This is a genomic window from Parendozoicomonas verongulae, from assembly GCF_009711465.1.
GTDB classification, from domain to species: Bacteria; Pseudomonadota; Gammaproteobacteria; order Pseudomonadales; family Endozoicomonadaceae; genus Sansalvadorimonas; species Sansalvadorimonas verongulae.
The window spans coordinates 1-5,785 of sequence record NZ_SMME01000835.1 but is presented as its reverse complement, the minus strand read 5'-3'; the positions used below and the strand labels follow the sequence as shown (position 1 = coordinate 5,785).

At 46.7% G+C, this 5,785-nt stretch carries 6 protein-coding genes and 1 pseudogene; 6 read left to right on the top strand and 1 reads right to left on the bottom strand.

What is annotated here, in order from left to right; all coding sequences use genetic code 11:
* The first annotated feature begins 185 nt into the window (after positions 1-185).
* Together E1189_RS12205 and E1189_RS12200 are read left to right on the top strand one after the other, a co-directional pair.
* Complete coding sequence (locus E1189_RS12205) at positions 186-365, top strand: hypothetical protein (RefSeq protein ID WP_155160605.1); 180 nt, start codon at positions 186-188, stop codon at positions 363-365.
* A 9-nt stretch (positions 366-374) separates the two neighbouring features.
* Positions 375-854, top strand: a complete 480-nt coding sequence (locus E1189_RS12200; protein WP_155160604.1) for a hypothetical protein — start codon at positions 375-377, stop codon at positions 852-854.
* A gap of 74 nt (positions 855-928) precedes the next feature.
* Here the strand turns inward: E1189_RS12200 and E1189_RS12195 are convergent.
* Positions 929-3,843 (bottom strand): annotated as a pseudogene (locus E1189_RS12195) (Tn3 family transposase).
* A 168-nt stretch (positions 3,844-4,011) separates the two neighbouring features.
* Between E1189_RS12195 and E1189_RS12190 the strand changes: the two are divergent.
* From E1189_RS12190 to E1189_RS12175, 4 genes are all read left to right on the top strand, one after another.
* A complete protein-coding gene (locus E1189_RS12190; RefSeq protein WP_155160603.1) occupies positions 4,012-4,212 on the top strand; it encodes a DUF5397 family protein in 201 nt (66 codons plus the stop codon).
* Entirely contained in the window at positions 4,212-4,493 is a 282-nt protein-coding gene (locus E1189_RS12185) for a virulence factor (RefSeq protein WP_155160602.1), read from the top strand. The genes E1189_RS12190 and E1189_RS12185 overlap by 1 nt, the downstream gene beginning before the upstream one ends.
* A gap of 1 nt (position 4,494) precedes the next feature.
* A complete protein-coding gene (locus E1189_RS12180; protein WP_155160601.1) occupies positions 4,495-5,052 on the top strand; it encodes a recombinase family protein in 558 nt (185 codons plus the stop codon).
* Between the two features lie 38 nt (positions 5,053-5,090).
* The coding region (locus E1189_RS12175; RefSeq protein WP_230460361.1) for a DUF6035 family protein at positions 5,091-5,785 on the top strand (695 nt) is incomplete at its 3' end.

Below are 5,785 nucleotides of genomic sequence, written 5' to 3'. Positions count from 1 at the left end.
GTGCTCCTTCGGCCACTCGGACACCTCACCAGTTTGTTTTGCCGGGAGGTGCTTGCCTCGTCAGCGGGTGCGTAATGTATAATAATATCAGTGGCATAGCAACACTCTGGTGAATTTTTGGTAAGTATTCCGTGAACCCATAATCAAAGCCTCCGTTCTTCCCGGGAGCGACTATATTTCCCTCCATGCTGACCTCTGAATTCTTTCTCGATACAGAGGATGCTCCTGACCCAATAAAAGTTCCCTTTGCCTACGCTCAAGTCACACTCAGCAAGGCGAACTACATTGAGCTGAAGGCGCAAGCCAAACAGTGGCGCATCCAGTGGCAACGCACTCGCGCTCGGGAGCAGGAAGCGCTTGACTAAATTAAACACATGAAGGCCGAGCACGCCGGTGAAACAGCGGCCTTACATGAGCAGATTGAAATCCTCAAAAACCAGTTGGCGGAAATGCAGCATCTGGTTTTTGGCCGCTCAACGGAAAAGAAGCACGCCGCCCTGCAAAAACAGGAAAAACAAACCAAGTCTTCAGCAAAACCCAGGGGACAGCAAAGGGGCCATGGTCGTACAACCGTCACCTCTCTTCCTGTGATTCACGAAGACCTCGACCTTGAAATACACCAAAAACAGTGTTCTCAATGTGGCCTGCCCTTCAAACCTTTTGGCACAGAAGACAGCGATGTTGTTGAGGTGGAAGTTCAGCCCCATATCCGGCGTTACCGCAGGCATCGTTATCTCAAAACCTGCCAGTGCAAGCAAACACCCGCCATCGTCACCGCCCCGGCACCAGCCAAACTGATTCGCAAAGGGAAACTGGGTATCTCGGTGTGGGTAGAAATAGGGGTCACGCCATAGAAAGGAAAAAATCGTACGCTAAGACTCTTAAGCCCTTGGTAATTAAAGGCTAAAAGGAAAGGCAACCACACCTCTCAAGACCTTATCCTCCAGATATAATCCCCCGTTAAACCAATATGCTCCCAGCCTAAAGGAGACAGGTAGCTCAGGTATTCATCCGGCACCGTTCGCCGCTTTCTGACCTCGGCAATAGCTTCCTCCAAATGAATCGTATTCCAGAGGATAATGGCTGCAACAACAAGGTTCAGACCGGATACACGGTAGCTTTGGTTTTCGAATGACCTGTCTCTCACCTCACCAAGCCGATTGAAAAATACGGCTCTGGCAAGATCGTTTCTGGCTTCGCCCTTATTGAGTCCCGCTTGCACTCTTGCCCGAAGCTCCGGTTTCTGCATCACTCCAGAAGAAACAGTGTTCGCTCTAACCTGCCAAACTCTCGCAACGCCAAGGCCAGTTTGTTCTGCCGAGGGTATGACGACAGCTTCCTGAGAATCAGAGAGGCTGTGACGGTGCCAAGGCTAACTGAACTGGTCAGCCTGAGAATGTCATCCCACTGCTTTTCAATGGTTCGTGATTTGATTCGTTCACCCAGAATGTTTGTCAGTTTACCCCAGCAGTCCGGTTTATCTGACGTGTAAAGAACGAGGTCGCCAATATCATGGATTCGCGGGGCAAATTTGAAGCCCAGCAAATGACAAAGGCCAAACACATGATCCGTAAACCCGGCAGTATCCGTGTAATGCTCTTTGATGTTCAAATTACAACCGTGGTAAAGAAGCCCGTCCAGAACATAAGTGGCGTCACGGGTATTGGTATGAATTAGTCGGGTGTGATAGGGCGAGTACTGGTCGGAGATATGGGTATAGACAGTCACTCCGGGTTGACTGCCATACTTCGGGTTCACATCACCCAGCCGGCGGGCGACATTGCCAACCGGAAAATTCTGCCCGTCTGATGAAGACGTGCTGCCATCACCCCAGCTATTAACCAGTTCGGTTTTATGGTGGAAGTTAACCAGTTCCGACAAGGCTCGCGAATAGCTTTCATCTCTGACATACCAGTCTGCTGTCCAGCTGAGTTGTTTGAAGGTGGTTCCTCGGCATGCCTGCACCATTCGAGTCAGTCCCAGATTAATGGCATCGGATAATATGACGGTGAGCAGACTTTGCTTGTCATCAGCCGGAAGTCCTGTCCGCAGGTGCGTAAACTGCTCAGTGAAGCCGGTGATGCCATCCACCTCAACCAACAGATCGGTTATCTTGATCTTCGGCATAGCCTGATAAATCTCCTTGATAAGACTCTTGGCTTCTTCTGGTGTGTCAGTGGCTTTATGAGGTTTTACATGGAAGCTGTTTTTCTTGATCGTTACATCGTCCAGATTGCCCTGTTGAAGGAGACGGTTTACTTTATCCAACTCACTTTTCAACAGGCTCAGCCGCTCTGAGATGTAGTGCTGGAAATTTGTTTCGATAGCAACAGGTAGGTCATCACGTTGTTTCATTTCGTCATACGTGTCTTTGCTCATCAGGTAGCCATCAAAGTCTTGGTACTGCCTGCTTCCGGGAACCCAGATATCGCCGGAGCGCAGATGATTCCGTAACTCACTGAGCGCACATAATTCATAAAAATGCTTATCAGGCTCGTTATTCTGAAAGACAAGCGAGACCCATTGAGCTGGGATAAACGACATAGGTGCATCATCAGGCAGTTTCCTTTTACCGTCCCGATTCATATCCCGAAGAAGTGTGATGGCATCCAATACTTCCTGACCGCCTTTCGCTGCCTGAAAATCAAAATGCTCCAGTAAATCAGGAGTGTAGCGCCGCATTTGGGGATACTGGTTTGCGGTAAACCTCAATGGATTCATTTTGCTGGGACTGGATAGTTCTTCGGCTTCTTTGAATCGGGTTTGTAAATCACTCCACGAAAACGTGTTGTCGATAGCCTTCCAGACATCACTTTGTTTTTCCCGGCTCTCGACCAATACATCACCAAGAGTGGCCAAGGTATTAATGGCCTGTTTGATCAGCCGGTTTTCTTTCTGTAATTGTTCTGCGTATTTGCGCTTGCTCCTTTTGATCAGACTGCCAACAATACGGTCATGCATATTGATCGCTTCATCCACCAAAATGCGCAGATGTTCCAGCAGGTATACCGCTAAGATGGAGTAGCGGCGGGCATCATTGACCAAACGAAGATTGTGGGCGGCGATACGTGAGCCTTCACGGGCAAGCAACTCTCTTCTGGCAACTGGAATCTGTTTCAGAAAAGAGACCGGTAACGATATGTCCCTGATGGCATCCAGTCGCTCCAGAATTTTCAGAACATTAGGAGGACAAGGGCGACCAACGGGCTGCCTAACCCATGAGAGTTTGCTTTCCTGCTTTTCATGAGGATTCAACCATGCATTAAGCTTATCTCGATGGTCATCCTGTAGTTGCCGGTTGATTTGATTGAAGATGCGGCTGTCGGCGTACTTCTTAGCCGCAGCTACCATGCGCTCAACGACAGGTAGAACCGGATGGAGTACTTTCTTCAGTCGCAATTCATTGAGCAAGGCTCCAACCAAAAACACGCTACTTGGGTTCTCAATGGCAACCGGGGTTAGCCAGTGAGTCATATAGCGACAATGTGTTATGCCAAAGGACTCCATATGCAGCAGGTGAGCCAAAAGCAAGAAGTGCTCACGGCGGGTTTCTTCCCTCTTGGCGTAACCGGAAAAAGCAATAGGGTTGACCGCTACTTGCTCAGCAACAAACGCAATCAATTCATCCGGTAGCTGCTCGTTAGACTGAAGCCTTCGACCCGGATAACGCATCAGACAAAGCTGTATAGCGAAACCAATCCGATTTTTTGACTCACGTCGTTTGCGGATCATAGCAAGGTCAGTATCAGAGAGGGTGTAATACTTTGCCAGCTCTGCCGGTTCAGTTGGCAATGCAGAAAATAATTCTCGCTGGGATTGGGATAGGACTATTCGGTGAGGCATGAGAAAGAGGTTTTACTGTTGTTATCAAAAACGCTGGTTTTCGATAAGATAGCCCAGCTACAGAATCTGTCCCGAAAATTCTTGCTTTTGGATTCTCAAAAACTATTCTTGAAATGATTTTCTCAATTCCATACTCTTAAGTGAGTTTTGATAACAAGGAAACCGATTATGCCTCATGAACACTTTCCGGCTCCTCAACTGATCGGTCAATATCGCCGGTTTGGTGAGTTAGGTCCAGCCTACAAAATTGTTGCCCCCGTCAGGCCCGTTGATCAGGATGACTGGTTAGTATTGATCCAGATCCCGGAGTCGGGAGAAGAGACCGAGTACCGGTATTCCAATATCAAAAATGACCCGGTAGCTCACTGATGTTCGCCATTGCCTTTGATCTTGTCGTTGCAGAAACCGAGAAGCATCACCCGAAAGGTGTGCCACAGGCTTATATTGAGATTGGCTCCACTTTGTCCAAACTCGGCTTCAACCGGGTACAGGGGAGCCTGTATGTAACAGAAGACGAAAATATGGCCAATCTGTTCCGAGCCATAACTGCTTTAAAGTCGCTCCCCTGGTTCCCCGCCTCCGTAAGAGACATTAGAGCCTTCAGGGTTGAACAGTGGTCTGATTTCACCGAAATGATCAAGGAAGGCTGACATGAAGATCGGCTATGCAAGAGTATCCAGCAAAGATCAGGATCTTTCTTTACAACGGAAAGCTCTCTCTGATGCAGGCTGCACCAAAATTTATGAGGACAAAATCAGTGGAACCCAGAGCAGCCGTGAGGGGTTAAAACTCGCTCTTGAAGTGCTGCGTGAGGATGACACTCTGGTTGTCTGGAAGCTGGATCGCTTGGGGCGAAGCGCAAAACACCTGATCACACTGGTCAATGAACTTGAACAGCAGAATTGTCATTTTGTGAGTTTGACAGACAATATTAATACGGGGACTACCGCAGGACGCTTTTTCTTCCATGTCATGGCAAGCCTTGCACAGATGGAAAGAGAGCTTATTGTCGAGCGCACTAAAGCTGGCTTGGAAGCAGCACGCCTGCAAGGAAGAGTTGGGGGGCGTAAACGGCAAATGACCGACTCTAAAATCGAGTCAGCTAAAAGGCTGCTGACTGACGGCATTCCTCCTAGAGAGGTAGCCGCTAATCTTGGTGTTTCAGTTCCAACACTTTATAGATGGATACCAGCATCGAGCAGAATGTGAATGTAGAAGTGGTTCTTGTTTATTTGGAATAGTGATTAATGAATCAGTATGATTTCAGTCGAACAATTGTTAATTTAATTAATAATGACACAGGATTAAATGAATCATCTCTTGATCTCATATCCAGAGGTGAGGAACTTATGTTCAGGTTGCGAAGAGAGGTTGAAGAAAGAATTCAACTTGAAAATCCATTATATGGCTGTGGTTCATGTGGTCAACCTGTGGTGGTTCGCTCCAGAAAATTTTCCAGTAATTCACATTCTATGTACTTCAAACATATGTATAAGTCTGGAGACTGTCCGATAAAGACAGACTCTAAATATACAAAAGAAGAAGTACGATGCATGAAATATAATGGCGCAAAAGAAAGTAAGGCACATATTGAGCTTAAAAGCTATATTGCCAGCTACTTAAGACAGGATTTAAGATTTACCAATGTTAGAGTAGAGTCTGTTGTAAAGGGTACAGGATGGTCTAAAAAATGGAAAAAACCAGACATATCTTCAACCTTTGATGGTCGGGAAGTTGTTTTCGAAATACAACTTTCTACAACTTTTCTTGATGTTATTGTAAAGCGTGAGTTGTTTTACAAGGATGAAGAAATTTCAATATTTTGGATATTTAGTGATTTGTCTCCTGAATCATCTCGTGCAACAGAGAAGGACGTTTTCTTCAACAATAAAAGTAATGCACTTTCTATCGATAAAGATTCAATGGCTCAATCATTAGAATC

Bases quoted from the DNA above. Each gene is read 5' to 3' on its own strand.
- E1189_RS12205 (WP_155160605.1), top strand. From the start codon at position 186: ATGCTGACCTCTGAATTCTTTCTCGATACAGAGGATGCTCCTGACCCA.
- E1189_RS12200 (WP_155160604.1), top strand. From the start codon at position 375: ATGAAGGCCGAGCACGCCGGTGAAACAGCGGCCTTACATGAGCAGATT.
- E1189_RS12190 (WP_155160603.1), top strand. From the start codon at position 4,012: ATGCCTCATGAACACTTTCCGGCTCCTCAACTGATCGGTCAATATCGC.
- E1189_RS12185 (WP_155160602.1), top strand. From the start codon at position 4,212: ATGTTCGCCATTGCCTTTGATCTTGTCGTTGCAGAAACCGAGAAGCAT.
- E1189_RS12180 (WP_155160601.1), top strand. From the start codon at position 4,495: ATGAAGATCGGCTATGCAAGAGTATCCAGCAAAGATCAGGATCTTTCT.